The organism is Candidatus Nitrospira nitrosa (assembly GCF_001458735.1).
In the GTDB taxonomy this organism is placed as follows: Bacteria; Nitrospirota; Nitrospiria; order Nitrospirales; family Nitrospiraceae; genus Nitrospira_D; species Nitrospira_D nitrosa.
On the sequence record NZ_CZQA01000008.1, the window covers coordinates 279,734 to 302,356 of the forward strand.

Genomic DNA, 22,623 nt, shown 5'->3' on the forward strand with positions numbered 1-22,623 from the left:
TAGGAATAGGTATTATAGCCGCCGTCCAAAAAGAGGGTCAACGTGCGGCCATCGATGCCGGTTTCACTCCCGCTTTGGCCCGTGAGATGTAGAGTAACCCATCTGCCATGGCATAATTGAACGGCAGCTCGCACACCACCTCACTGATTCTTCCGTACACATATTGATACAACCGCTCCGCCTCATCCGGGGTCATACCTTCTTGCACCTCGTAGAAAAACCCAAGACTCAGATCTTCCGCAGACGGTCGCATGATTCGACGGATGCCATAGCCCCCTGGATCACTCATGATCGGCGCTTCCTTTTCCAGGTCAAACAAACAGGGCTGGCACGAAAAGCCGTAGGACTCGTGCAGCCGCTTGTTTTCAACGATGAAGTTCATGGTCTCAAGCGCTTCTTCTTCTTTCTCCGTGGGGAACCCGACGATGATGTAACAATGCATGGCGATACCGAGGTCCACACAGTCATCCGCCACCCGCCGCACCCACTCCTGCTTGATCCCTTTCTTCATGAAATCCATGATCCGCTGGTTGAAGGATTCCAACCCAAATACGATCTTCAAACAACCGGCATCCCGCATGGAGGACAAGAGCTCACGTGAGAGATTTTTTTCGAAGCGCATCTCGCAGGTCCATTTGACGTCCACCTGCTTGTCGATCAGCTGCTGGCACAACCGCTTGGTCGGCGACAGAGCAAAACACTCATCGGTGAAAAAGAAGTGGCGAGCCCCGTACCGCTGCTTCAGCCACTGCAATTCCTCGACCGTACGGCTCGGGTCCTTTTGTCTGAAATTCTGGTGGTCAAGGGTCAACGCACAGAACGCACAATCCTTGTAGTAACAGCCGCGCGAAAACTGAACCGGGAGAACCGGTTCAGGCGAGAGGTAGAGATCCAGCGGGAAGCCATCATAATTCGGGGCCGGGAGCTGATTCACATTCTCGGAATAGAACGGCTGGTTGACCGTGATCTTGCCGTTCTGCCTATAGATCAGGTTGGGCACCTTACTGTAATCCTTCTTGCCGGCCAGCTGGTTGACCAGTTCCAACAAGGCTGTCTCACCCTCAAATACGACGATATCGTCGGTGAGCTCGAACAAGCTGGGGCACCGGCGGATGTTATCGACCAAACGGGTAAAGATGCTGCCGCCGATTGTCACATGGAGATCGGGCGCAGCTTCCTTGATGAGCCGACACAGCGTCAACCCAGGAATGATCTGGGACGTGGCTGTAATCGACACGCCGATCAAGTCTGGTCGATGATTGATGATCGATGGGAGGAACTTGTCTCGGAAAAGGCTGAGGTACGGGTTCTGCGCTTCGTCCCGCACGACCCGCATCAAATCCTTCGAGGAATAGATCGAGTAGTTCCCAAACTGATTATCGACGACGGTCAACCGGGTCGGGAAGTAGACGGAGGATACGACCTCCAGCCATTTGTCGATCATGAACAGACTGGCGCGATAGGCGTCAGGATCGTAAAACCCTTCGCTCCGTAGTGTCTCTTTGGCCAACTCAATCCGATCGACCAGATACGCAAACCGATCAAGAGAGTCCGTCACCTTCCCATAATGCTCACGACTGCCGGGCCCCGTCTCGCCGGTTTGGCTCCGTTCCAACTCGCGTTGCTTGGCCGTCAACTGTTGGTAGACCTCTGCCGCATAACCCCTCGTCAGAATAGTATCCAACAATTCGATGCCAAGATCACGCTGGGAGACATTGGAAATCCCACCTTGGTGGAGAAATCCTGTCAGAGACGGCAAGCTAAGATAGGGCTGAGAAGGATGCCAGGTCGGAGGAAAAAGCAACGAGACGTTCATGGCTTGTGATGTCCTTTTGCTCTTGAAAATCAGTGGCTTCGATTTCTTGTTTTTTATACATTCCGTTCAGGGCGAAATGCAATCCTACCTGGATGGATCGATCGGATGGTATACATCGCCGCACAAAAAAAAGCCTCGGATCGTTCCCCCTTTCAGGGCATCAATCCGAGGCCTTCTTGAACGTCTATGGCGAGGCAGCTCAGAAGCTGCCTCGCCGAAACAGATGATTACAACTTCAACGTAAACCAGGTCGACAATGACTTCATACCGTTTCGCTCGATGTTGGCGCCGTCCCACACTGCAAACGCAATGGGCACGGACATCCCCGACTTGAACTGCACATCGTTCGTGTCACCGGTTTCCAATGTCCGCTTCACGACTACCCGCCAGGTCGGTCCGGTATACCCGCCACCCTTCACGGACCCTGATGGCTCCCAGACACCGTTTCCGAGCACATCCTGATGAGCTTGCGTCGTAAGGGTGCTGAAGCCGTTGGCACTCAAATCCTCAACCGAACTCACACGGAGCGTCGGGTCAGACATAATGTTTCCCGACCAGATGCCGGAGTTGAACGGCCCGAGGCTGCGACCGATACGATCAGGATAGGTCACGCCTCCCGCCGGCTCCTCAAAGTAAAAGTCCCAGAAAATGCCGGGATACTGATCGTCGACATCCCAGATTCCTGCACTGTCCTTGCCCAAGTCCTTCTGCCACTCAGCATTCCAGCGCCAGATGTTGGTGGTGCCCCCGGATTGGCCCATACACTGGAACGGCGGAGCTCCGGCCGTGTTCACCGGAAACATCAGCGCCACCTGATCGCGGAAATCCTGCGGGCCGATCGCCGTATCATTCTTCGTCTGATCAAGCCACTCCAACCGCAATCCCACTTCCTTGCCGTTGGTCATCGCTTTCACGAACACCGACTTCACCGAAATATTCGGGTGCATCGGAGTCGTGATCAGCTGACCGCTCAGAGGAATGATGACGCCCGGCACGCTCTCCCATACGGGATTGGCACCGTCCATCGGAATTGCACCCTTAACCGTCTTGGCCGGTATCGTCACCGGCTGACTGACGGCGAGTGGTACTCGCCCCAACGTCAGCATCAGGCCGACAGTGAGGGCGGAGAGAAGAATAGCAAACACCAATTTCTTGTTGGTCGTCTGCGCTACCCTCATAGTATTACTCCCTCCTCGTGAATTATTTAGTAAAGATGACGTCTACTCTCGAAACCATACCGACATGCTCACATTTACTTAGGCTGTTCCAGAAGGCCGCCCCTCTTCTTGATCCTTGTCCTTTTCTTTCACATCCATAAAGGACTGAGCTCCGACCTCGTTCAGCAACATGCTCAACTCATTCCCTTGGTCTTGCGCACCGCACTCATAGGTTTGACCTTCCGGCGAGCTGAACGTTGCGGGCCGATAATCGGTTTCCGTGTAGGGTTGAGGCGTCACGGCTAAGAACGCCGCCTCGAATTCCATCCAATCGGCTGTCATATCGGCCACCAACTTGAATAGGCCGGAGTCCGCCTTCTTGGCCAACATGCGGCAGAACAAGGGCACCCATCGACCGATATGATTCTTTAAGAATTTCTTTTGCGCCTCCACCACGATCTGGGTCTTTTCAGGCCCATCGTGACAGAGCGAGTACGACTCCTTGTAGGCCAGGAAATGCATGAACTCGAACTCCACACTGAGGTGGTCGAGCCGTTCATGAATATCCTTCGAAAGTTCGACTCCAAACGCCTTGTAGAATCCGGAGATGTCACCCATGACATGAGACTGGGCGAACACGTGATCGTTCCCGAACAGAGTTTCATAGGGCGGGCAATCGAGCGTAATCACGTTACTGAAGACGCGACGATGCTCTGACTGGAGATCACTCAGTTGCCAATTGACACATTCTGAAGAAATCAGCCCCTCCACCAATTCCAACTGCTTCTTCAGCGCGACCAGCTTGTCCTTGACACGTTGACTCCCATCGGCGCCAAGGGCAACGTCCAGCGCATCAAGAGCCGTCCGACCATCTTCGACAAATTCCCCACACCGCAGATAATCAAGAAATTCCTCGTCCTCTGGATAGAGGAGGCTCCAGGAGATCTGCAGATAGATCTTGCTGCGACTGAGTGCTCGCTCAACGGCCGGGGAATCCTTCAGTGTGGAAGGGGTCGGTAACGTGGCGGTGGCAGATGCAGAGACTCTGTGCATCGGCTGTTGACTCGTCATAGAAATCGCCTCCTGCCCATCATCACCTTAGTCTCCCAATCTCTGACATTCCAAGGTGTGATAGAAAAGCCATGTATGTATATGAAATGGCCGGTATGAAGTCAAGGGAGAACTCTACCGGCCGCTACCTGATGATGCAATTGCGCTGATCCAATCTCATGATTGAAGCACCACCGGCTCATAGAGCGCTCCTTTCCATTTGCCTAGCCGGGATCACACGAATCGCGACACGATCATTCACCGTCTTGCAAATCATCTCGCACATGCCGCAGCCCACACAGCTCTCCGGAGAAACCAACAGGCGAAGCAGGGCAAGATCCAAGGTGAGAGCGTTGGTTGGGCACTTCGAGACACAGGCATGACAACCCTGACCGGCCGTGCAAAATCGATGTGCCACCTCCGCCGTTCCCATTCGAACCTGGTCACCCTCACTGACCGGCAGGAGCGCATCCGTTCGGCATGCCGAGATGCATGGAAAATCTTCACATATCAGGCAGGGAGACTGATCGGCATAGAGGATAGGAGTACCATCAGCTGGATGCGCGGTAATGGCCCCAGGGGGACAGGCCGTGACACAATCATTACACGCCGTACAACGGTCCACGAACAATCCCTCTACCACAGCACCGGGAGGACGCAACCAATCCGGTCGAACCGAAGGTGCAGCAGCCTGGACAGGAGAAGCTTCCGCATGTTTGACGAGTTCCTGTGCAGCCCTGACGGTAGAGACGACGGAATCCTTCAGAAAATCTCGCCGACCATAGGAGGGATTGGTTGCCATGGGCAATATTGACAAAGGTTATGGATGGTCAAAATCGCTGTCCAGCGCGGCCGCAGCGAGCGAGAGGCCGAGGCGTACATTTTCTGTACGTCGAGGCCTTGAGCGACGCGAGAACAAAGCTGGTAGCCATTTTCACCATCCGGGCTACATCACGCCGTCAGCACGCAGCTTATACACCTCCACACACCGGTCACAGGCTCCGAATTCGACATCCCACCCAGGGTGATTCTCCCGAATGAAGTCCAGCACGTAGGACTCCAACTTAGTTCCCATATCTTCGACCCACGAATAGGTGGGGAACCGGCAGAGGGGACAGGGAAACCCCGGCATGAGCATGATTTTATTCTGAGTTTCCGGTACCTCGCCGCCTTCTACATCCACGGCCCGGTCCATCACGCGAAGGATGTCGGCGGCCATTTCGATCAACTCTGAGTGGGAGAAGTAGGAGGTCTGCCAGAGCCCCTCGAACACCGACTTCAGTTGAGGAGGCGGAATCTTTCGGTACCAGGACCGAAACTCCTTGAATCGATCCTCCTTGCTCAACATCGGTTCCTTGCCCGCCGCAACGAGCCGGCTATCCACGCTCAGACTCCAGAGCACACGATAGCGCTGAAGGATCAGGGTCTCTTCCCCAGGATTCAGTCCCACCTTGGTGTCGGGGTCGTAACCGAACGACGGATCAATCATATCGGAAATATGCATCAACTCATGCCGGCAGTACCGAGTAAGCGCCGGATCATAGAATCGACGGGGAATCAGCTTGATTCCGACGCCTTTCATCCCCTTTTCTTCAAACTCTTTCGCCAGGTCTCGTTCGACTGAACCCCATTTTCTGAGAATATCGACACCTTCCTGGTCTTCTTTCAAGACCCCTTTGACCAAGACGATGCCGACCTTCTCTCTCAGCAGTGGGTGCTCATTGAAGGAATCACGAACGATATCCGAAAACCCCCAGATACCGAAGAGGTACTGGTACAGCTTCTTGAACTCTGCCTCCCGATCTTCGAGGATGAACTTCTCATAGATCGGATCAGCATACTCGTGGAATTCCTTGTAGTAAGTCGGATCCCCTTCTCGTTCCGTCTTTTCCACAAACGAATCAATCACTTCCTGAAGCAACGCTGGTTGGAATCTAATTTCCATTGAAAGACTCTCAGTCACATGGAAAGAGGCTATTACCCTACTACCCGCCGAACCGTTCAGGTATAAAGCAACTTTCCGGTTTGAGATTTCGGTGACGTCCGCTGAACACCCTCGGCATCGATCTAGAGTCTGCTGTTCACACAAGACAAACCCGTCGAAGAGTTGACTTGATCGTGAGGCATCTCTTACGATCTGAATTATCGAAGAAATTATACTGGCCGGGTTGGTCACCAATCAAGGACCAGACAGACAAGGAAACGCACGACCTATGCCTGATCCAACGATGACTCCTCTTCTCGCACCCGGTTCTGTTGACATGCCATCAACCTCACCCATCGATTTCCTGGAATACTGGGGAACTGACTGTCGTGAGCTGAACACCTTCCGTGGGCATTCGCATGGAGTGTGGGCGGTTGCCTTTTCCCCAGATGGAACCATGCTTGCGAGCGGGGGCGCCGAACGCCTCGTCCGTATGTGGGATATTGAAACCGGTCGGCTGCTCCGTTCCCTTCGCGGCCATACTCACGACATCCGCGCCATCGTCTTCACCCCAGATGGGCAAACCCTCGCGACGGCGAGCGAAGACCGCACCATCAGGCTCTGGAACGGTAAGACCGGCGAACCCGTGAAGCTCCTCTTTACTCGATACGACCATAGCGTGTGCAGTTTATCTCTCTCCCCGGATGGACTCATGCTCGCGCGTGGGAGCCACAACAAAGACATCAAAATTTGGGAAGTCACCACCGGCACCGAGCTCATGACCCTTCTGGGAAAAGACGAATACGATCACCATTGGTCGGTGTGTGTTGCGTTCTCACCCGACGGCATCCATCTCGCCAGCGGAACCGACATCGGGAAAATTAAAGTGTGGGAAGTACTCCCAAGCGGCGAGGAAAAGGTTCTCCACGATGGTCATTGGCGAAAAGACGAAGTGGATTCGACCGAGACCCGTGGCTATTTTGTTGAAGATGACGGCGGATTCCAGAAGCCGATGGACTACTGGATCGGGGCCATGACCTTCACCCCGGATGCAAAACTCCTGATCACCGGTAGCCGAGACACCACCATCAAGCTCTTTGAGATGCCGACGGTGGTCGAGAAGAAAGCGTTGACCGGCCACAAGGGCTGGGTCCGTAGTCTCGCCGTCTCTCCGGACGGAAAAGTTTTGGTCAGCGCCAGCGACGACCAAACCATCAAGTTTTGGGATCTGTCCACCGGTCGAAACTTCCGAACCCTCAAAGGCCACAGTGGCCCAGTCCGCGGATTGGCCTTTTCTCCAGACGGCAAGCGCCTTGCCAGCGCTTCCTGGGATCGGACGGTGAAGTTGTGGGAAGGGGGAGAGAAAAAGGAAGAGTAGTCAGAGGCGACTGGCCACACCGGCAGTAGACGATCCGTTGAGCCCTGTAAAGTCAGATGATACAAGAGGAAGGTAGGATTCGACGTATTGCCTGACGAATCGCTCTGGCAACCTCAACAGCCCGAAGTGCCTCTGCTTGTTCAACCGGCTCCCACACTCCAGGATAGCGCCCTTCTATCGAATAGGGATTCAGCTCTTCGAGCGAGTGCACGTTGAAGTCTTTCAGCAGTCCATCCGGCAACAGCGCATAAAGTTCAGTCAGATCATGAATCTTCGGTGGGTCGATGTGCCGGGAAACCAGGAGCGCTTTGAGGTATTTCTCCGCGCATTGTTGTGCATGAAAACCAACGGTATCCCACGGGATCTCCCTCGCCGCGAGATTATTTTCGATATTGAGCAAGTCATGTTCGGCCTTGATAACCCAGGCCCGGACAAGATCCTCATCCTTAAGCCGCACGGTCATGCAGGATCTTTCCCTCTTGCCACGCGGTCCTTATCACAGTCCCTGGCGCATCGCGGTAAGCTTCAAATTCTTCAGGAGTCACGACAATGACATCTTTCGGAACGCCCATACCGGCCAGCAACCCATGGATCTCAACCGCTCGCCTTCGCTTAGAACCGTGTGGCTGCATTACGACAAGCAAATCGACATCGCTATGCGGACCAGCCGTTCCACGGGCATGTGATCCAAAGAGAATGATGCGCTCGGGATGGAATCGCTCGACAATACGTCGGACCATCTCGGCGATGGTAACTTGAACTGCGCTTATGTCCCTTGCTGGTTGCATCATCTTGTTTGCGAACTCCCCATCCTGAGAATACGCTTTTAGGCGGCAGAAATCATCCGCGAGGAGACTTTTCGCCTCAGCCTCTGGCGAGTCCGCGGGCCAGAATTTCACGAACCGCGGTGAAAGGTCTATCGGGGGTGTCCGAGGTGGTCTGGCCTTTTCCCCAGACGGCAAACGCCTTGCCAGCGCTTCCTGGGATCGGACGGTGAAGTTGTGGGAAGGGGGAGCAAAGCAAAGCGAGTAACTTAGCCACCTGATCATCTCACTTCGGCGCGATTTCGTAGACCAGCGTCACTGTGGCTTCAATCTTCAGTTCCCCTGACGAAATCGGCACATCACCGGCGCTAGCCTCCATGGCCATGCGTGCCATAGGCATAGGAGGTCGAATCGCCTGGCCTCCTTCTGTGACCGAAAGAACCCGCACAAGCTTTACATGAAGTGTTTCGCTCAGCACCGATGCTTTCTCACGGGCCTTGGCCGCAGCCTGTTTCAATGCGCTGAGCCGTACTGATTGTTCCTCGCGTAAGCTCCATTGCAACCCCTGAAAACTGTTCGCCCCGGCCTTTAGGATTTCTTCGATGACGATGCCAACTTTATCAAGGCTACGGATTTCGACGGTCACCATGTTGCTCACCACATAACCGATAATTTCCGGTGTAGCAGGCGATGCCTCAGTCGGACGGTTCGGCAGCGGTCGATATTGCGGAGAGACTGTGAATGACGAGGTTTGGATTCGCTCTTTGTCGATCTGTAAATCCCTCAAGCGCTCCATGACTTTGCTCATGGTCGCACTGTTCCGCTTTTGCGCTTCGGCGAGTGATTTACCAGCGGTTTCCAAGCCGAACGTCACGAAGGCCGTATCCGGCGCATGCGGGACAGTCCCCGTTTCGCTCACGGTGAGAGTTGATGTCGCGAGCATTGCCTCATCATGAGCAAACGTCACAACCGGAACCACCAACAGAATCAACAGCCAAAGACTCCGCATGGCCCGCCTCCTTTATTCTCAATGGCCACCTACCCTTCCCACAGCTCTACACCGGAAAACTCAGCATAGTCCCGCGACAACCATGACGCAAGAACTGCCCCATCATCGCCACTTGACCTCACTGTATACATGGGGCATCTTCTCCATGGGAAATACAACAAGAGGCTCTCTCATGGCCATGACTTCAACCATGCTCCCGATTGGAACCACAGCACCACCGTTCGATTTACAGGACGTCGTGACTGGACAACGCTACTCGCTCGACTCGTTTGCGACAAGAACAGGGCTACTCGTCATGTTTATCTGCCAGCACTGTCCCTATGTGGTACATGTGGAGCAGGAACTTGCCCGACTCGGACATGATTATCAGGAGACAAATTTAGGGATCATCGCGATCAGCAGTAATGATTCCAAGAACTATCCCGATGATGCCCCGCCGAAATTGAAAGAAATGGCCATACGTCTAGGTTTCACGTTTCCGTTCTGTCACGACGAGACTCAGGAAGTCGCGAAGGCCTATCGTGCGGCCTGCACCCCAGAGTTCTATCTTTTTGATCGTGATCGCCGCCTGGCCTACCATGGACAACTCGATGACAGCCGCCCCGGCAACAACAAGCCGGTCACGGGTCGTGACCTCCGCGCAGCCATCCAAGCCATGCTGACCGGCAAGCCCGTCGATAGTAATCAGAAACCCAGCATCGGTTGCAGCATCAAGTGGAAGCCGGGCCATGCTCCGCCTTATGCGTGAGAGGCCATTGAAGAAAACCCCTCCCAGTCGTACTCAACTCCTGAAAATCAACTCAACTCTTGACCCAAACCTTGTCAGAAAACGTCTATCCAGCTGATATCAATACCGTCCGCTAACACGACCCGCGCATGAGCTGCTAAGGAATCTAAGAATTCCAGACAGTTACCAAAATCCCGCCTTGTAGATTAGGAATGGCACGAGCATTTTCATTCCACATCTTCTGTGGATAGCCCTGTGTACAAAGTGCAGAATTCCATAAAAGACGGTGCAAATGGCGCATGTATTTACCAAAGTGCCTATTTTTTAGGCATCCGCCTCACTGTAATATCACCACAACTAATAGTGGCAACAGCCTGAGTTCATTGCGTTATTGCATATTCCTAGAAATAAAGCTTGACACAATCTAGACACACCGCCCTAATCCTGGCGCTCGCGTCATCTATCCAATGGTTATCCACAGGTTCAACACATTTCTGGGGATGACGGCTCCTGGCAACAGGAGCGAGGTTTCGTTTCTGTCAAGAGGCGAGGAGAAGAAAAGGCGGTTTCATCGAGCAAAAAAACAGATCTAGGGACCAAGTTCTCAAACCAGAGCCGAATGGACGACGCGATCCTCGATTTGGAATCGGCAGATACGATCCACTGTACCCATCCATACCGCGACTACCCCAACTCGCTAATTTTCTTGGTCCTACTCTTTTTGCAACCACCTGAACAGCACATCGACAATTGGAAAGTCTGTCCAACGCAGTGGCCGGCTGAAAACGCTAACAAGTCTGTATACAGACGCTGCCGAAACCGACCGGCATGTTCCGACCAACGCAGTCGGTTTACGCCGATCAGCATAAGAACCCGTTATAACTGGTCGATGGGCTCTAACTAATTGCGTCATCGTCGATGCTGGGATATTGTTTGGGATCACTTAAAGGTGCATTTCGCGGATAGAAAATGGCTGATCCGGTTCTCATTATGGATCCGCCTAACAATGTTAGAGGACTCAGCAGGAGATCACTATGGCGATACCTGACTACCAGACGGTCATGCTCCCACTTCTTCGTTTCCTGGAAGACGAGAAGGAGCACAACATCGGCGAGGTAGTGGAGTCGCTCGTGGAGAATTTCAACCTCTCGGCGGAGGAGAGTCAGCAACTGCTCGGTAGCGGCCAGCAGACTGTCCTTCGGAACCGCGCCGGTTGGGCGCGTACCTATCTGAAAAAAGCTGGCCTGATTGCCTCGACTCGTCGCGGGTTCTTCCGCATCACCGAGAGCGGTAAGAAGGTTCTTGCCTCGAAGCCTGAGCGAATCGACGTCAAATACTTGGAGCGGTTTCCGGAGTTCGTGGCCTTCCGCGAACTGCGTCACGAGCGACCGGATGAACCTGCGACGACGGCCAGCACTTCTGGTGATGCCACGCCAGAGGAAGCACTTGACTCAGCCTACCAGCGCCTCCGACTCAACCTCGAATCCGAGCTTCTGGATCAAGTGAAGGCGGCTTCTCCTGCATTTTTTGAGCGCCTAGTTGTCGAACTGCTTGTTCGAATGGGTTACGGAGGCACTCTTCGAGATGCCGGACAGGCGGTGGGCAAGAGCGGCGACGGAGGAATCGACGGCATCATCAAGGAGGATCGTCTGGGCCTCGACTTGATCTACATCCAAGCGAAACGCTGGGATGGCACTGTAGGCCGTCCCGAGATTCAGAAGTTTGCCGGGGCGCTACAAGGACACCGAGCACGTAAGGGCGTATTCATAACGACCTCGTCGTTTTCCGGAGATGCCATGGAGTTTACCTCGCGTATCGAAAGCAAGATCGTGCTCATAGATGGAGCGGCACTCTCTAAGCACATGATTGATCACAATGTTGGGGTATCCACTTCTCGCTCGTACGAAGTCAAGAAGATTGATTCCGATTACTTCAGTGAGGAATGAGCCAGGGCCTTCCTAACAGCAGTAGAAAGCGGAAGGCGCTGCGCGCCGCTGCTGAGGCGGTGATAGGTGCTCATGAACGATCTTCGCCAAAGACTCGTGGAAGCCGCTCTAGCATGGGAGCGGGCTTTTGGCATCGCGCCTTCCATCACATCTGCACTTTCAGAAGTTGACGCCGCCCTGTTGATCGGTTGCTCTGCCGAAGAGTATTCCACGTCAATGTGCGGAGCAACGGCAGTTCAGAAAGGCCACGACTTCATATTCAATAGCTCACGGTATCAAGTCAAAGCAAACCGTCCGAGCGGGAAGCCCGGCAGCTTTGTTACGTTGGTGCCAAAAGCGAAAAACTATGAATGGGACTTTCTCATTTGGATCCTCTACGACCAGCAATACCAGATCCAGGAGGCGTGGCTTTGGGAAGTGAGTGCGTACAAAGCAGCGTTTGATTCCATCAAACGACTTGCGCCTTCGCAATACCGAAAAGGCAAGCGCCTTGCCTGATCACGCATCTAACCCGGCGGTAGAGAGGGCTGAGAACCGCTTTATGGGGGTACGATCTCGGCGCCAACTTCAGCTCGTAGCCATTCTGCGACTCACGGCATCAGACCCAAAGCCGAAGTACAGGGCTTCAGTTGCCCTGATCTGATCGAATATTCCGTTATCCCGGCTTCTCCCCCATCCGCTGCCGCTGCCGGTCTCGATGTCTTCAGTGACATCCGGAAGTGTTTGGGGCGTTCATGGGTGGGGGTTCGAGCCTGAGTGTACTGGTTACGACATGCCTTGTTCGACCAACCCATTCTCGATCGTGACGCCCATTCGTTCTATCAGCCGAGTGAGTAATGTGAAATGGGCGCGCGAGTCAGTCGCAACGGCCAGCTGTCCAGCCGTCGCCAGTTGTATGGTGTACACCTGTGAGGCGGAGGTTTTCAGGAGGGCCAGGCCGTAGTCGAAGAGATCCGCTTCTCTGCCGATGAGCCGTCGCCGGCTGAGTTGACGAATACCGGCCACCGTAAAGGGAGTCGTCTCGAACGACACATCCTTCAGACGAACCATCAAAGGCTGCTCGGCATGGCCATCGTTGTGACGCCCAGTGATGTCTGTGCCGTCGAACAGACCGCGTTGGAATCGGCGATTCTCCACCAGCGCGCGATGAAAGAGCCCACGCCACGTTGAATCGGTGAGATCACGATCCACAGCGATGCAGGTGTCCGGCGTGAGCGGTCCGCTGACGTTGTACCCCTGCACCAGTCGCTGGCTGGCCAGGAGGTCGGGGAAGGCATCGCCCATCCGTTCGGGAAAGGCCGTGGTCCCGCAGAACGGACTGACTTGGATGGCCATATAGTCCCGGAAATGCACCTGCGGATACCGCTCCAGCAGCCACTGCAAGGTGCGCTCGTGGCACAGATGGAACGGATAAAATAGGACGCCGGATTGTGTCATGCCAGTGATGCAGCATAGCTGCTCTGCAACAGTATCCGCAAGCTGTCGTCCCAAACGGAAGCGGTGATAGTGCGCCACAGCGATTCTAACCATCAATAGAAGGCAGCGAGATGGGGGTCAGAAAACTATTTCGTTGCTCGTGAAGTATGAGGGGAAAGACCATGTTGACAGAATGCGGTGGGATTTCTCATGTACTCAAAAAAGTGCTAAACTGCATCAATAGTATGAAGAGGTCGGAGGTCTCACCATGGGAACGACACGAAAGACGATCACGGTGACAGAACAACAGGATCAATGGATCAAGGCCCAGATCGAATGTGGAAAGTTTACGAACGACAGCGAATACATCCGAGATCTGATTCGACGCGATCAGGATAGCGCCACATTTCAGACGTTGAAAGATGCTATTCAGGAAGGGTTGGACAGCGGAATCAGTGATCGTACTGTGCCACAGATTATGGAGGACGTCGAAGCGCGGCTGAGATCGAATGGCCGGTTATAACCTCTCGTCAAAGGCCGCTGCCGATCTCGAGAGTATCTACGAATATACGATCCTTCAGTTTGGGCTGGAGCAGGCGCGGGGTTATCTCTTTGGCTTGCACGAACGGTTTCAGGCGCTAGCAGCGCATCCAACGCAAGGGCGCAGGGCTGATGAACTTGCCCCAGGATTGCGGCGGGTTGAGTATCAGTCCCACATCGTCTTTTATATTTCCATGGACAACGGCATTCGAATCGTGCGTGTACTCCACCAACGCATGGACGTAACACGGCATCTGTAGCAACAGCATAGGAGGCTCTCCGAGAAATCCTGTAGTCACAACTCATTGAAACTACAACGGGCAGGCGTATTCTTCACACACCGTAGTACGGTCTTATATGGACGGAAACGATCGGATCCAGCTCCTACGAATCCGTCTAAACATTGTTCGCTGCAAGACCTATGGAATACGAGAAGTGGCGCGATGACATCTTTGGACAGCCGGTCGGTTCCGATCCGGTCATGCTCGATCTACTTCCGGAAACATATTCTGTCTCGCCCGACGAGCACTTCGCTCATATCGATCGCGCACTCTCGGACCCGCAAATCCATGAATTGTTCAACTCAGACCAGATTGGAACTGGGCTGCAATTGATCTATTCGAACTCGTGTAGTGACATTTGCTTCTGCTACATCAACGCGGGCGACGAGGCGCGTCGAGTTTCCGGGATCGCGAAGCTCAATGATTTATACGCCAAGTATTTCGATCGCTACTGTTTGTCACCGGTTGGCAGCATTGGCAATGATCACCTCAATGGTGGGATTGGCTATCTCTGTTACATGCTCTGGGATCTATTCGTCCTCTATCCCGGAAATGCCTCGCCTGCGATGGTGTCCGCGGCACTCGGGGTAATGTCTAACGCCTTACAGATGAAAAACGATAATTGCATCGTGTCTGCGATACATGGTCTGGGACACTGGGCAACGGATGTACCTCGCGCGCCGCAGGTGCTGCGACAATGGTTGCGGAAGCCGACGACGACAAATCCCACCGTAATCTCTTATGCGAAAGAGGCTACCACAGGCTGCATCCTGTAGGGCGGCGAACTAGGCGTTGCACACGAGCGGACGGCAACGTCGGTGTGGGGTCAACATCACATGTGCCCGCCTGGTGAACGCGGTCGTCAATGCACAGGGCTGAGGACCGCTTTATGGCGTTCCGATCTCGTCGCCGAACTTCCGCTTGTGGTCGAATGCCTACGGTCGCAAAGTGGAGCGTCAGACGTTCTGTGTAATAACCGGTCGGTCATTGCGCACCAAACGGCGGTGGAAGTAGAAGAGAACACCTTACGCCCGCATGAAGGAGGCGTCCCATGGACAATGATCTCCCCTCTTCCCTCTACGCCCTGGGTGCGACGTTCTTATATTTCCTTCCAACCTTTCTCGCCCTCGCACGAGGCCACCCCAACTCCTTCCTGCTTGCGATCGTGAATCTCTCGCTCGGATGGACCGTGATCGGCTGGGTGGGTGCGTTGTACTGGTCGCTCACGAAGCAACAACGGGGAGGGGAATCTTGACTGAGCGCAAGGTCGAAATGGCAGCAGCCTACAAGCGAAAGACGGTGAAGGATTTTCTGATGGCGAAGTAGAAAAGGGATCGAGCGTTGCGATCTTAACAAGCTGTCTCCCCCCACACTTCCGACTGATGACCGCTTTCAGGCTCTGCAACCTCGTCGCCGAACTTCTGCTTCTGGCCGGTTCTTCAACCATCGGACTCCAACCCAAAGCAGAAGTCCACAACTGACTGCTACTTGAAGAGGGGGGCCTTACTCCGATCCGCATAAGAACTTGCGGTAAGCGGTCCCACGGTTACAGCTCATTGAAACAACACCGGGCATGGCGTATTCTTTCCGAACTGTTGTGGCGTGTTATTCGGACAGAAAATGGTAGACCCGGTTCTGATGCTGATCGGCCTAAACCTAGGTTGGCAATCAGAACTTGAGCGATTGAGGCACATGGATGAAAGACAGTGCTGAGTTCTTCTTGCGGGACTACCCTTCGACGCTGTTTCCATTGAGAACGAATCAGTTTCTCGTAGAGAAATATGCAGTCGAGCTGAAGGCTTTCATAAAAGAAAAGATTATCGACGCAGGAGGATCGTTTCAAAACCAGCAACGCGTGTTTGCGACCAAACGAGGATGGTTTCTGCGCCGCACGGTCAAGTTGGATCCTGTAGCGGAGTTCTTTCTATATGATCTTGTCTACCGGAACCGGTCATTATTCAGAGCTTCAAGCAATAGTAAGAGAGCGGTTTTCGGATTTCTCATTGAGAGCGGCCAACCTGTCTCAACGCTAAAAGCATACGTAAATTTTAAAGAACGAGTAGCGTTAAATAGGGCGACCTACAAGCACTATGCGTATTTTGATGTGGCTTCGTACTTCAATCACATCTATCACCACGATCTTGTGAGATGGTTCGAGGACGTTGGGGCGACAGAGCCAGACTTAAGCCTCTTTGGCAAATTCCTCAGAGAGATATCTTCTGGAAGGTCGGTCGACTGTCTTCCCCAGGGGCTCTATCCAGCAAAGATGGTGGGCGCCTCATTCCTGTCTTTCCTAGAGGCATCCAACAGACTGCGCTCTGCGCAAACCCTGCGGCTGATGGACGACACGTGGATTTTCGACAACGACCCACGAAATTTGGTTTCTGACTTCACGCTCGTTCAGGCGCTACTAAGTGACAGAGGCCTATCCGTTAACGACAAGAAGTCGGTGGTACTCGAGGGATATGACGCTGCGGCAGAAATGCCAGCTGATTTAGATCAGATGAAGATCGACCTGCTGAGAAAAAGGCGAGAGGAACTGAAGGAGTCGGAAGGCTACGGCGATGAGGAAGAGTATGATGATGACGACGAGGATGAGGACCCCGACACCTTGGCGGAGCTCACGGAAGAAGAACAAGAGTACCTCCTCTCGCTTCTGAAACGGGACAACGTTCAGGAGGAGGACGCGGAGTTGGTTCTAACTCTCATGCGGGAGAACTCCGCAGACTTGATGAGCTTTCTGCCATCGCTCATGGCTGGATTTCCAGCTTTATCAAAGAAAATTTATCAGTTTTGTGGTGACGCTGAGGACAAGACCGCAATTACAGATATGATCCTCGAATATCTTGAAAGTTCGGCCCAAGTGACGGAGTTTCAGTTGTTTTGGTTTGGCATGACGGCAGAAGATCACCTCCTCAATACACCTAAAGCGGCAGAACTTCTCCGAGCTCTTTATGAAAACGATAGGGCAACAGCTATAACAAAGGCCAAAATACTAGAGATTGCTGACAAACGTTTTGGGTTGCCAGATCTAAGGGACGAGCATCTTCGCACGGGCCAATCGGACTGGCTGGCTTGGTCTGCTGCCATCGGAGCACGAGTTCATCCAAAAGGTCAGAGGAACCAGCTACTCAAGTACTTTCGCAAGTCGTCCCCGATGAATCTCCTGATTGGAGAATTTGTGGAGAAATGCTTTTAGACTAAGGAAAGCCCAACCATGCGCTGCACAGCGGATCGGCTCCAGCGCTAGCGCGTTTCCGGCAACCGGTGAGCAACACGGTATCGTTACAGGGCTGAGGACCGTTTTAGGGCGAGGTGATCTCGGCACCGAACCTCCGCTTCTGGCCGTTTCTACGACCGTCGACACCCGACCCAAAGCAGACGTACACGACTGACCGCTACCAGATGGGGGCTTACACCGATCCGCATAAAAACCCGTGATACATAGTCCCACTGGCCCAACTTATTGAAACGGCACCAGCCATGGCGTATTGTTTGCGAACAGTTGTAGCGTGTTACACCGTTAGCAATGAGCAGATTAGGTTTCTCCATAGATCCGCCTAAATTTGTTCGGATAACATGGGTATGCCAACCTGGGACAATGCTAAGCAGTTGTTGGCTGAGTACGATGGAATTGCCACTAAACTCTTCGCGGGCGGTCTTTCACTTTCTCAACTGCCTGCGGTCATGCCGCGCTCAGCGAACTGTCAGTACTGGCTGAGGTCCGTTAACGGCACAACGCAGCATCTCGAGGTCTACCCCTTGGTTAGACGCAACTACAGCGGCGCTCGAAATTACCCTCGCCCTTGTGTTCTGGAATCCGATGGCCCTTCCTCAGAATCTGACGGCTGTCGAGTGTGAGAAACGCGTGAAGGTACTGGAATCGTTAGCAGAAGCCTGTCGGACAGGCGCTCCCGTCGCCCCATGCATTCTGGCACCCGAGGACAACGGGTCGACGGAAGAACAACCTGAGAGACATGATGTGTGCGTGGTCGTATGGTGAGCCTCGGGGCCGTTAGCCTTGAAAAGGCGGAGGAGGTGAGCAGCATGACCGAAGACAACCCTGGTTATGGGGCAAGGTATGAGAAGAATTTGCAGCCGTTCCTTATCGAGATTTCGTCTGAAAAACTCCAAATGTCGAGAAATGTGTCATTTGCCAGTGCGGGTGTGGCATTGGCTGTGCTTTTGGCATCTTCGCAGATTAAACAGGATTCGGCTTTGATCGCCATCTCCTTAGCATCGGTCGCGACCTCAATCCCCTGGTTTCTGCTCAATGCAGTGGTTTCTGAAAATCACATCTGGGGTGGCCCCAAATGCTATCCTAACTACTCCGCCTGGGTACTGAAGCCAATCAGTAGTGCTATGATTCTCGGCCCTTTTTTCTTGCTCTTTCTCGGCCTATGTTGCTTTGTGTTATTTCTTAGCAAAATTGCGGGCGTCTTGTTCCTCGCTAGCAGTATATTTGCATTTCAATACAACTTGAGGGTTCAAGATGAACTCGCAGAGTATTTAAGAAGTACTCAGGGAAAAACCTAATAAATCGGTCCAACTTTTCGGGCCTCTGCTCTTCACTCGGACGTCCACGGTTGAGGTCCGCTTTATGACGGTGCTCTCTCGGCAGCGTACTTCAGCACTTGGCCGATGGCAGTCCTCGACCCTAAGCGGACGGTTGCTACATAAGATTGGCTTTAGCTGTATTCGTATTCACGAGCCTCATAACCCAATCTTTGACTCATACATTTCAGACGTTAAACAGGAGAAAGAAAATGAACATTCAAGGCGTATCCACTCAACCCGACCCCTACGCTCCGTACCTACTCTCGCAGGCGATAAAAACAGGGCCATTTGTATTCGTATCCGGTCAAGCTGGCTACGATGATAATGGGAAGATCGTAGATGGAGGTTTCGCTGCCCAAGGTGAACAAGCATTCTTGAACCTCAAACGCGCGCTTACGGCTGCGGGAAGCTCTTTGGATAAAGTAGTGAAAGTCACGATATTCGTAACTGACATGGGTCAGTTCAACGATGTGGTCGATCTACGCAGAAGGCATTTTTCGGTGCCGTATCCAGCAGACAGTATCGTTGAGATTAAGGCGCTTTATACGCCTGACGCAATGATTGAAATCGAAGCCATCGCGCTCACCAGTGATTCAGACTAGGTTCAATAGAACCTAGAACGAAAGGTCGTGAATTATTACGCCTGTCGGTTTTGAGATGTCAGATTAATGAAGGATTGCAAAGTGATATGTGCTTTCAATCAAAAGTGTCCTCTCGAAGGCGCTGCATGGTCCCCTTTTTATTACCAAAAGACTATAATCGCGTGATGCAGGATGGTAATTGTGTTCAGGATTGTTGACGGCGCGAGGAAGAGTTGGAGAAGCAAGAGCTGAGGCAGGGAGCCATGGCGATAAAACGGAATGGGGTATTCAGTAACACTTTACACTCACGCCTCTCCGATCAGCTGCCACTTTTTCTGGTGTCCGCTGTATCGACGGGTTAGGCGGCATCTTGATTGCTCCAAATTGTGTCCGGTTTTGGCCGATAGCGGGCATCTGGAAAGGTCAACTCTGCCGTTTTTCATTCAAAACTCTTGACCCAATCCAACAGCAAACGTCAGTTCAGGTGTGAGCTACTCACCGCAGATCTGAATAGTTCAACATTCCTGGCACGTTGCAGCAGCAGAATGCAGCAGCTGCAGAATGGTGGCTGCCTCCGGCACCGTGCATTTCACCTCCCTTTCCCTTAATAACGCTTGACTCTCACCCCTAATGCGCCCAGGGTGATGCTATGACGTATTGAGCCACGCCGACCGTCCTATCCTCGCGCGTCATTTTCACTCCCTCCCGTATCCTGCGCGACCGATTCCCTGGTCTCCGCCGCTTTTGCGCCGCATGTTTTTCGAACGACCTTTGTAGACGTCTTCCATCCAAGCGCCATCGTCGCTTGGGATGGCAGAGGTGTCCTCCGCACAGGAGTGGAGCTGAGGTCTCTCGACCACATCAGACAATTCAGAAAAGGAGCCATATATATGATCACCATCACACCGACAGCAGAAGGAAAGATCCGAGAGCTCATGCAGGAAGAAAAGGACACGCTTGGCCTGCGCGTCTACGTAAAGGGCGGCGGGTGCCATGGCTATCAGTACGGGATGGCCTTTGAGTCCGTCATGAGCGAAGACGACACCGTCATTGAAAAAGGTGACGTCAAGGTCATCATGGACTCGCAGAGCGCTCCGCTGCTGGCCGGCTGCGAAGTCGACTACATGGACAGCGTGCAAGGCTCCGGCTTTGCGATCAAGAACCCACAAGCCAAAACGACCTGCGGGTGCGGCAGTTCATTCAGCGCATAACGACATGGCACGGTGCGCCGGATCGCCGGCCACCGACGTCGATAGGAAGGGAGCCAGCTATGAGCGATCCAGTCATCATCGGAACGAAGAATAAGAAGGGGCAGGTCATCACCGATCCACGCATCATGATGAACGAGGCACCGCGCACCCCGTCGTTTTTTACCGGCAGCGAAGTCATCAAGGAGGCCGTCAGGCGTGCAAACGTCGATGTGATGGTGGCCTATCCCATTACGCCTCAGAGCGAAGCTGCCGCGCTGTGCGGCGAGCTCTTTGCCGAGGGCTATATCGGCGATTATTTCCGCGGGGAGAGTGAATTTGCCGTGATGTCCCAATGCGCCGGCGCCGCCTTCGGCGGGGCCCGTGTCTTCACGACCACCGCCGGGCCTGGGACCATGCGGGCCATGGAAAACTTTCCGATGTGGGCCGGATCCCGATTACCGATCCAATGTATCGTGACCTGTCGCGGCATCAACTCCCCCCTGTCGATCCAACCGGACACGATCGAGATTGCCTACCTCATGAATACGGGCATGCTCGTCTGGCACGCAGAAACCGCACAGGATTTTTACGACTGGATCCTCAAGGGCTACATGGTGTCGGAAGAGCCGGATGTGCATTTGCCCTTGGCCCTCTGTTGCGACGGCTTCTTTGTGACCCATACGAAAGACGTCGTCGACCTCACGCCGGTCGACATGTGCCTGCCGCCCTATGATCCCTATCGCTCACCCGTCCCCTGCATGGATATGGAATGTCCTCCGGTCCGGATGATGCGCGATCCGTTCGTGATGAAGAGCAACTACATCAGCTACGCCACACACGCGAGCTGGCAACAAGAAATCTGGGCCGCTGCAGAACGGTCACGCAAACATACGATCGCCTGGCTGGACGGCCTAATCGAGACAGAGGACGTGGATGCCGACATCCTCATCGTCTCCTCGGGCACTGCCGTCTCTCAGGGACGGGAAGCCATCCGCCTCCTGGCGGACGAAGGCATTCGCGTCGGATTGGTCAAGATCAAAACCCTGCGCCCCTGGCCGGAAGAAGAACTCATCGAGGCGACCAAGCATGCCTCACATATCATCGTGCCGGAGTTCAACGCCATCGGATGGATGGCCAAAGAAATCAAAGCCACCATCCCCAACAGCAAACGGGTCGTCGCCGGTCCGCGTGTCTGCGGCGGCATGACCTTGCCGCCGGAAGTGATCGTCGAGGAAGTCAAGAAGGCGATCGGCATGCGATCCGGCGTGCTGGCCGGACGTGGAGGATGAACGTGATGTCCCGACAGACCAGCAGGTAGACAGTTGACTAAGTAAGCAATGTAACCATCACCGCCGCAACGGCGGACAACAGCGAAAGCGAGGTACCTCATGAGTCTCGATTATGTAAAGTTCAGCCCCGGATTCGAATCCTTCATGCCGAAAGAATATCGGGACATGGTGGAGCACGGGCCCTTCGGAAAAAAGACGACCGTGTCGCAGATGGGGAGCTTCAAAGAAATCCTCGAAGAGCATCCCATGTGCGCCGGCTGCGCGATGACCCTGTTCATCAGGCTCGCCATCGTCGCGTTCCCAAATCCCGAAGACACGATTACCGTTGGGACGGCGGGCTGCGGTCGGCTGGCGATTTCCCAAGCGGCCATTCCGTTCGTGTACGGCAACTATGGAGACCAGAATGGCGTGGCGAGTGGACTGTCACGCGGATTGCGAGTTCGTTTCGGCGACAAGCCCAAGGATGTCGTCGTCATGGCCGGTGACGGCGGAACCGCCGACATCGGATTCCAGCAAGTCCTCCACTCCTGGTTCAGGAAGGAGCGCTTCACGACCATCATGCTGGACAACGAAGTCTACGGGAACACGGGCGGACAAGAAAGCGGCATGACGACGAAAGGCGCCGTGCTCAAGATGGCCCCGCTCGGCAAGAAGTTCGAAAAAATGGACATGGTTGCCATGGCGAAAATCGCCGGCTGTGCCTACATCGCCACCGTCGTGCCGAATAATCCGCGCCGAGTGGAAAGTTGCATCAAGAAGGCCGTGCTGATCGCTCGCGAGGTCGGTCCGACCTATATCCAAGCCTACACGTCCTGCAATATCGAGTATGCGATCCCGACCGACCAGGTGATGGCCGACGCCAAGACCGTTGAAGACGACCGGTACAAGTTTGCCGAGTATGTGAGCGAGGATGCCAAGGCCTATTTAGCCGAGCGATACGGGTACAAAGAGTTCGCCCAGAAGCCGGTGGCGGCCATCACGAACGCGTGATCAGAGGG

General features: G+C 53.9%; 24 protein-coding genes. 15 read left to right on the forward strand and 9 right to left on the reverse strand.

What is annotated here, in order from left to right; genetic code table 11:
• Positions 1-37: 37 nt before the first annotated feature.
• From COMA1_RS10090 to COMA1_RS10115, 5 genes are all read right to left on the reverse strand, one after another.
• On the reverse strand, positions 38-1,816 hold the full coding sequence (locus tag COMA1_RS10090) for a B12-binding domain-containing radical SAM protein (protein WP_090747782.1): 1,779 nt from the start codon (positions 1,814-1,816) through the stop codon (positions 38-40).
• A 227-nt stretch (positions 1,817-2,043) separates the two neighbouring features.
• Positions 2,044-2,994 (reverse strand): ethylbenzene dehydrogenase-related protein, encoded by a 951-nt coding sequence (locus COMA1_RS10100; RefSeq protein ID WP_090747788.1) that lies wholly within the window; start codon positions 2,992-2,994, stop codon positions 2,044-2,046.
• 78 nt (positions 2,995-3,072) lie between these two features.
• On the reverse strand, positions 3,073-4,044 hold the full coding sequence (locus COMA1_RS10105) for a TorD/DmsD family molecular chaperone (protein WP_090747792.1): 972 nt from the start codon (positions 4,042-4,044) through the stop codon (positions 3,073-3,075).
• Between the two features lie 178 nt (positions 4,045-4,222).
• Entirely contained in the window at positions 4,223-4,825 is a 603-nt protein-coding gene (locus COMA1_RS10110; protein WP_090747795.1) for a 4Fe-4S dicluster domain-containing protein, read from the reverse strand.
• A gap of 144 nt (positions 4,826-4,969) precedes the next feature.
• Positions 4,970-5,968, reverse strand: a complete 999-nt coding sequence (locus COMA1_RS10115; RefSeq protein WP_090747798.1) for a hypothetical protein — start codon at positions 5,966-5,968, stop codon at positions 4,970-4,972.
• Positions 5,969-6,236: 268 nt separating this feature from the next.
• Between COMA1_RS10115 and COMA1_RS10120 the strand changes: the two genes are divergently transcribed.
• Positions 6,237-7,325: a WD40 repeat domain-containing protein gene (locus COMA1_RS10120; RefSeq protein WP_090747801.1), complete on the forward strand. Its 1,089-nt coding sequence runs from the start codon at positions 6,237-6,239 to the stop codon at positions 7,323-7,325.
• A gap of 52 nt (positions 7,326-7,377) precedes the next feature.
• Here the strand turns inward: COMA1_RS10120 and COMA1_RS10125 are convergent, their stop codons facing one another.
• A complete protein-coding gene (locus COMA1_RS10125; protein ID WP_090747804.1) occupies positions 7,378-7,788 on the reverse strand; it encodes a HEPN domain-containing protein in 411 nt (136 codons plus the stop codon).
• The gene (locus COMA1_RS10130; protein WP_218055357.1) at positions 7,772-8,116 is read right to left on the reverse strand and encodes a nucleotidyltransferase domain-containing protein; all 345 of its coding nucleotides are present in this window, start codon (positions 8,114-8,116) and stop codon (positions 7,772-7,774) included. The genes COMA1_RS10125 and COMA1_RS10130 overlap by 17 nt, the downstream gene beginning before the upstream one ends.
• A 148-nt stretch (positions 8,117-8,264) precedes the next feature.
• On the opposite strand from COMA1_RS10130, the gene COMA1_RS22185 reads away from it, so the two are divergent.
• Positions 8,265-8,357: a hypothetical protein gene (locus COMA1_RS22185; RefSeq protein ID WP_407921318.1), complete on the forward strand. Its 93-nt coding sequence runs from the start codon at positions 8,265-8,267 to the stop codon at positions 8,355-8,357.
• Positions 8,358-8,375: 18 nt separating this feature from the next.
• On the opposite strand, the gene COMA1_RS10140 is transcribed toward COMA1_RS22185, so the two are convergent.
• Positions 8,376-9,098, reverse strand: a complete 723-nt coding sequence (locus tag COMA1_RS10140) for an SIMPL domain-containing protein (protein WP_090747806.1) — start codon at positions 9,096-9,098, stop codon at positions 8,376-8,378.
• A gap of 172 nt (positions 9,099-9,270) precedes the next feature.
• On the opposite strand from COMA1_RS10140, the gene COMA1_RS10145 reads away from it, so the two are divergent.
• The 3 genes from COMA1_RS10145 (at position 9,271) to COMA1_RS10155 (ending at position 12,269) form a co-directional block, all read left to right on the forward strand.
• Positions 9,271-9,846 carry a thioredoxin family protein gene (locus tag COMA1_RS10145; protein ID WP_090747808.1) on the forward strand — a complete coding sequence of 192 codons (576 nt, stop codon included), beginning with the start codon at positions 9,271-9,273 and terminating at the stop codon, positions 9,844-9,846.
• A gap of 1,013 nt (positions 9,847-10,859) precedes the next feature.
• A complete protein-coding gene (locus tag COMA1_RS10150) occupies positions 10,860-11,771 on the forward strand; it encodes a restriction endonuclease (RefSeq protein ID WP_090747811.1) in 912 nt (303 codons plus the stop codon).
• A gap of 72 nt (positions 11,772-11,843) precedes the next feature.
• On the forward strand, positions 11,844-12,269 hold the full coding sequence (locus COMA1_RS10155; protein ID WP_090747814.1) for a hypothetical protein: 426 nt from the start codon (positions 11,844-11,846) through the stop codon (positions 12,267-12,269).
• A gap of 267 nt (positions 12,270-12,536) precedes the next feature.
• Here COMA1_RS10155 and COMA1_RS10160 read toward each other — a convergent pair whose 3' ends face one another.
• Positions 12,537-13,208: a hypothetical protein gene (locus COMA1_RS10160; RefSeq protein WP_090747817.1), complete on the reverse strand. Its 672-nt coding sequence runs from the start codon at positions 13,206-13,208 to the stop codon at positions 12,537-12,539.
• A gap of 247 nt (positions 13,209-13,455) precedes the next feature.
• On the opposite strand from COMA1_RS10160, the gene COMA1_RS10165 reads away from it, so the two are divergent.
• The 10 genes from COMA1_RS10165 (at position 13,456) to COMA1_RS10215 (ending at position 22,615) form a co-directional block, all read left to right on the forward strand.
• Complete coding sequence (locus tag COMA1_RS10165; RefSeq protein WP_090747820.1) at positions 13,456-13,710, forward strand: type II toxin-antitoxin system ParD family antitoxin; 255 nt, start codon at positions 13,456-13,458, stop codon at positions 13,708-13,710.
• Entirely contained in the window at positions 13,697-13,987 is a 291-nt protein-coding gene (locus tag COMA1_RS10170; RefSeq protein WP_090747823.1) for a type II toxin-antitoxin system RelE/ParE family toxin, read from the forward strand. Before COMA1_RS10165 ends, COMA1_RS10170 begins: the two co-directional genes overlap by 14 nt.
• 161 nt (positions 13,988-14,148) lie before the next feature.
• Positions 14,149-14,784 (forward strand): hypothetical protein, encoded by a 636-nt coding sequence (locus COMA1_RS10175; protein WP_090747826.1) that lies wholly within the window; start codon positions 14,149-14,151, stop codon positions 14,782-14,784.
• Between the two features lie 275 nt (positions 14,785-15,059).
• Positions 15,060-15,263: a superinfection immunity protein gene (locus COMA1_RS10180; protein ID WP_090747829.1), complete on the forward strand. Its 204-nt coding sequence runs from the start codon at positions 15,060-15,062 to the stop codon at positions 15,261-15,263.
• A 441-nt stretch (positions 15,264-15,704) separates the two neighbouring features.
• Positions 15,705-17,207, forward strand: a complete 1,503-nt coding sequence (gene drt5 / locus COMA1_RS10185; RefSeq protein WP_090747832.1) for an antiviral reverse transcriptase Drt5 — start codon at positions 15,705-15,707, stop codon at positions 17,205-17,207.
• A gap of 848 nt (positions 17,208-18,055) precedes the next feature.
• Entirely contained in the window at positions 18,056-18,544 is a 489-nt protein-coding gene (locus COMA1_RS10195) for a hypothetical protein (RefSeq protein WP_141654296.1), read from the forward strand.
• Positions 18,545-18,774: 230 nt separating this feature from the next.
• Positions 18,775-19,167, forward strand: a complete 393-nt coding sequence (locus COMA1_RS10200) for a RidA family protein (RefSeq protein WP_090747841.1) — start codon at positions 18,775-18,777, stop codon at positions 19,165-19,167.
• Positions 19,168-20,036: 869 nt separating this feature from the next.
• Positions 20,037-20,357, forward strand: a complete 321-nt coding sequence (gene erpA, locus COMA1_RS10205) for an iron-sulfur cluster insertion protein ErpA (protein WP_090747844.1) — start codon at positions 20,037-20,039, stop codon at positions 20,355-20,357.
• 59 nt (positions 20,358-20,416) lie between these two features.
• The gene (locus COMA1_RS10210) at positions 20,417-21,625 is read left to right on the forward strand and encodes a transketolase C-terminal domain-containing protein (RefSeq protein WP_090747847.1); all 1,209 of its coding nucleotides are present in this window, start codon (positions 20,417-20,419) and stop codon (positions 21,623-21,625) included.
• 99 nt (positions 21,626-21,724) lie between these two features.
• Complete coding sequence (locus tag COMA1_RS10215; RefSeq protein ID WP_090747850.1) at positions 21,725-22,615, forward strand: thiamine pyrophosphate-dependent enzyme; 891 nt, start codon at positions 21,725-21,727, stop codon at positions 22,613-22,615.
• Positions 22,616-22,623: the final 8 nt, after the last annotated feature.

Bases quoted from the DNA above. Each gene is read 5' to 3' on its own strand.
- COMA1_RS10130 (WP_218055357.1), bottom strand. From the start codon at position 8,116: ATGATGCAACCAGCAAGGGACATAAGCGCAGTTCAAGTTACCATCGCC.
- COMA1_RS10145 (WP_090747808.1), top strand. From the start codon at position 9,271: ATGGCCATGACTTCAACCATGCTCCCGATTGGAACCACAGCACCACCG.
- COMA1_RS10215 (WP_090747850.1), top strand. From the start codon at position 21,725: ATGAGTCTCGATTATGTAAAGTTCAGCCCCGGATTCGAATCCTTCATG.
- COMA1_RS10100 (WP_090747788.1), bottom strand. From the start codon at position 2,994: ATGAGGGTAGCGCAGACGACCAACAAGAAATTGGTGTTTGCTATTCTT.
- COMA1_RS10200 (WP_090747841.1), top strand. From the start codon at position 18,775: ATGAACATTCAAGGCGTATCCACTCAACCCGACCCCTACGCTCCGTAC.
- COMA1_RS10155 (WP_090747814.1), top strand. From the start codon at position 11,844: ATGAACGATCTTCGCCAAAGACTCGTGGAAGCCGCTCTAGCATGGGAG.
- COMA1_RS10165 (WP_090747820.1), top strand. From the start codon at position 13,456: ATGGGAACGACACGAAAGACGATCACGGTGACAGAACAACAGGATCAA.
- COMA1_RS10175 (WP_090747826.1), top strand. From the start codon at position 14,149: ATGGAATACGAGAAGTGGCGCGATGACATCTTTGGACAGCCGGTCGGT.
- erpA (WP_090747844.1), top strand. From the start codon at position 20,037: ATGATCACCATCACACCGACAGCAGAAGGAAAGATCCGAGAGCTCATG.
- COMA1_RS10105 (WP_090747792.1), bottom strand. From the start codon at position 4,044: ATGACGAGTCAACAGCCGATGCACAGAGTCTCTGCATCTGCCACCGCC.
- COMA1_RS10090 (WP_090747782.1), bottom strand. From the start codon at position 1,816: ATGAACGTCTCGTTGCTTTTTCCTCCGACCTGGCATCCTTCTCAGCCC.
- COMA1_RS10180 (WP_090747829.1), top strand. From the start codon at position 15,060: ATGGACAATGATCTCCCCTCTTCCCTCTACGCCCTGGGTGCGACGTTC.
- COMA1_RS10125 (WP_090747804.1), bottom strand. From the start codon at position 7,788: ATGACCGTGCGGCTTAAGGATGAGGATCTTGTCCGGGCCTGGGTTATC.
- COMA1_RS10160 (WP_090747817.1), bottom strand. From the start codon at position 13,208: ATGACACAATCCGGCGTCCTATTTTATCCGTTCCATCTGTGCCACGAG.
- COMA1_RS10150 (WP_090747811.1), top strand. From the start codon at position 10,860: ATGGCGATACCTGACTACCAGACGGTCATGCTCCCACTTCTTCGTTTC.
- COMA1_RS10170 (WP_090747823.1), top strand. From the start codon at position 13,697: ATGGCCGGTTATAACCTCTCGTCAAAGGCCGCTGCCGATCTCGAGAGT.
- COMA1_RS10115 (WP_090747798.1), bottom strand. From the start codon at position 5,968: ATGGAAATTAGATTCCAACCAGCGTTGCTTCAGGAAGTGATTGATTCG.
- COMA1_RS10140 (WP_090747806.1), bottom strand. From the start codon at position 9,098: ATGCGGAGTCTTTGGCTGTTGATTCTGTTGGTGGTTCCGGTTGTGACG.
- COMA1_RS10210 (WP_090747847.1), top strand. From the start codon at position 20,417: ATGAGCGATCCAGTCATCATCGGAACGAAGAATAAGAAGGGGCAGGTC.
- COMA1_RS10110 (WP_090747795.1), bottom strand. From the start codon at position 4,825: ATGGCAACCAATCCCTCCTATGGTCGGCGAGATTTTCTGAAGGATTCC.
- drt5 (WP_090747832.1), top strand. From the start codon at position 15,705: ATGAAAGACAGTGCTGAGTTCTTCTTGCGGGACTACCCTTCGACGCTG.
- COMA1_RS10120 (WP_090747801.1), top strand. From the start codon at position 6,237: ATGCCTGATCCAACGATGACTCCTCTTCTCGCACCCGGTTCTGTTGAC.
- COMA1_RS10195 (WP_141654296.1), top strand. From the start codon at position 18,056: ATGACCGAAGACAACCCTGGTTATGGGGCAAGGTATGAGAAGAATTTG.